Annotated in this window: 2 protein-coding genes; both read left to right on the top strand. The window is 63.0% G+C overall.

All coding sequences use genetic code 11. From position 1 onward, the window contains the following. Positions 1–726, top strand: a 726-nt coding sequence (locus tag ASD82_RS17225) for a PPC domain-containing protein (RefSeq protein WP_235580751.1), incomplete at its 5' end; no start/stop codon positions are given. A 542-nt stretch (positions 727–1,268) separates the two neighbouring features. Then, positions 1,269–2,682, top strand: a 1,414-nt coding sequence (locus ASD82_RS17220) for a M4 family metallopeptidase (RefSeq protein WP_056719190.1), incomplete at its 3' end; no start/stop codon positions are given.

Raw genomic sequence — 2,682 nt, 5'->3', positions numbered from 1 at the left:
GCGGCGACCGACCTGGGCTACAACGCGAATGACGTGATCACCGCGTTCAACGGCGTGGGCGTGACCTGTCCGGGTGGCGGCGGTGGTGGTGGCACGACCACCGAGCTGCAGAACAACGTGGCCGTGACCGGCGTGTCGGCCTCGACGGGCGCCGACAACGACTACTTCATCACGGTGCCCGCGGGTGCCACCAACCTGGTGATGTCGATCTCCGGCGGTACCGGCGATGCGGACCTGTATACCAAGGCCGGCAGCGCGCCGACCACCAGCAGCTACGATTGCCGTCCGTACAAGACGGGCAACTCGGAAAGCTGCACCGTGGCGTCGCCCGTCGCCGGCAAGTACTACATCAAGGTGCACGCTTACGCGTCCTACTCCGGTGTCACGGTGAAGGCGTCGTACAGCACCGGCGGTGGTGGCGGTGGCGGCAGTAGCGACTCGGTGGATCTGCCGACCGTGAGTACCGGCAACTGGTCGTCCACCTATACCGAGACGGTACAGGCCGGCCATACCGTGACCTTCGCGATCTCCGGCGGTACCGGTGATGCGGATCTGTACGTGCGGGCCGGCAGCGCGCCGACCACCAGCTCGTACAACTGCCGTCCGTACAAGACCGGCAACAACGAAAGCTGCACCTTCACGCCGAGCAGCAACACCACCTACTACATCAAGGTGCGTGCGTACCAGACGTTCTCCGGCGTGACGCTGACGGAAACGATGAACTGAAGCTGGTCGAAGTTGCGCCGGAATGACCGGCGCAGCTTCGCGACAAGTTCGCTCGGAACCCCGGCTTCGGCCGGGGTTTTTTGTGCATGCAACGACGTGAAGCAAGGCGTTTTTGCAAGTCGCTCCATGGGCACGACAGCGCGTCGACTGGCGAAGATCACTTCACGGTCAGCGAACTTTTCCCTTCGCGTAACGGAACCTGTTTCGTATCGCCACGCACCCGTCCCGTCGCTGTGATGTCTGTCACCCCGGGTAGGAAAAAATCAGATAGCTAGCTTGCCTGTCGAGGAATAACGTGTCGCATCCGCTTTCCGGGGAGGTCGGCGGATGATCCTTTGGCGACGCCATCGTCGTCTTGCAATTACGCATCCACGCGCTGCCTGTACATGGAATGTCAGGGGGAGGGCAGGCGATACGGATGTAGTTTGGGATCGCTAGACAGCACACGAAGAAGGGGCCGTGCCTCGCACGGCAAATCTGCATGGGGTCCTTGTGGCCGCATCGGGTCCGATTGTCCCTAATAATTTGTCTAGGAGTTTGTAATGCCCAATCATTACCGTCTGAAATTGCTGGTTGCCGCGATCGGCATGGCCACCGCTTCGGTCGCCACCGCCGCCACCACCAAGACCTTGCATGCACAGAACCTGGGTGCGGTGCCGGCCAGCTCGCTGGCTGCGCAGCTCAACCTCGGTCAGGACATGTCGCTGGCACCGCGCAGCGCCGTCAGCATCGCCAATGGTCACAAGGTCGTGCGCCAGCAGCAGATGTATCGCGGCGTGCCGGTCTACGGCCGCAGCATTGCCGTGGTTCAGGACGCCCAGGGCAATGCCCTGCGCGCCTCGGGTGAACTGATGCAGGACGCCCAGCTCGGCCTGAGCTCGGTGGCCCCGAAGTTGAATGCCGCCCGTGCGCTCACTGCACTCAGGGCGCATGCGCACACCACCCTGGTCGGTGGCACCACCATCAGCAACCAGAAGACCGACCTGTTCGTGTATCCGCAGGACAATGGCACTGCCCGCCTGGTCTATCGCGTGTCGTACTTCGTCAACGGCGCGAATCCGTCGCGTCCGACCGCGATCATCGACGCCAACACCGGCGAAGTGGTCAAGAGCTGGAACGGCCTGACCGACGCCTCGGCCACGGGTCCCGGCGGCAACACCAAGACCGGCAAGTATCTGTACGGCACCGACTACGCGGCGCTCGACGTGACCCAGTCCGGCAGCACCTGCACGCTGGTCAACACCAACGTGAAGACCTACAACCTCAACCACGGCACCAGTGGCGGTTCGGTGGTCAGCTTCACCTGCTCCAACAGCGACACCGACGCGATCAACGGCGCCTACTCGCCGGTCAACGATGCCCACCATTTTGGTGGCGTGGTGCACGACATGTACAACGCCTACACCGGCGCACCGCCGCTGAACATGCAGCTGCGCATGAACGTGCATTACAAGAGCAATTACGAGAACGCGTTCTGGGACGGCTCGGCGATGAACTTCGGCGATGGCGCCAGCACGTTCTACCCGCTGGTGTCGCTGGACGTGACCAGCCACGAAATCAGCCACGGCTACACCGAGCAGAATTCGAACCTGGAATACAGCGGCCAGTCCGGCGGCATGAACGAGGCGTACTCGGACATCGCCGGCGAAGCGGCCGAGTTCTACGACCGTGGCGCGGCCGACTTCCTGGTCGGCGCGGACATCGTCAAGACCAGCGCCGGCATCGGCGATGCGCTGCGCTACATGTGCAACCCGCCGCAGGATGGCGGCTCGATCGACAACGCGGCCAACTACACCTCCAGCCTCGACGTGCATTACTCCAGCGGCGTGTACAACAAGGCGTTCTGCCTGCTGGCCAAGACCTCGGGTTGGGACGTGAAGAAGGCGTTCCAGACGTTCGCGCTGGCCAACAAGTCGTACTGGACGGCCACCTCCACCTTCAACTCCGGCGCCTGCG

The organism is Rhodanobacter sp. Root179 (assembly GCF_001428465.1).
In the GTDB taxonomy this organism is placed as follows: Bacteria; Pseudomonadota; Gammaproteobacteria; order Xanthomonadales; family Rhodanobacteraceae; genus Rhodanobacter.
This window is presented reverse-complemented; position numbering and strand designations above follow the sequence as displayed.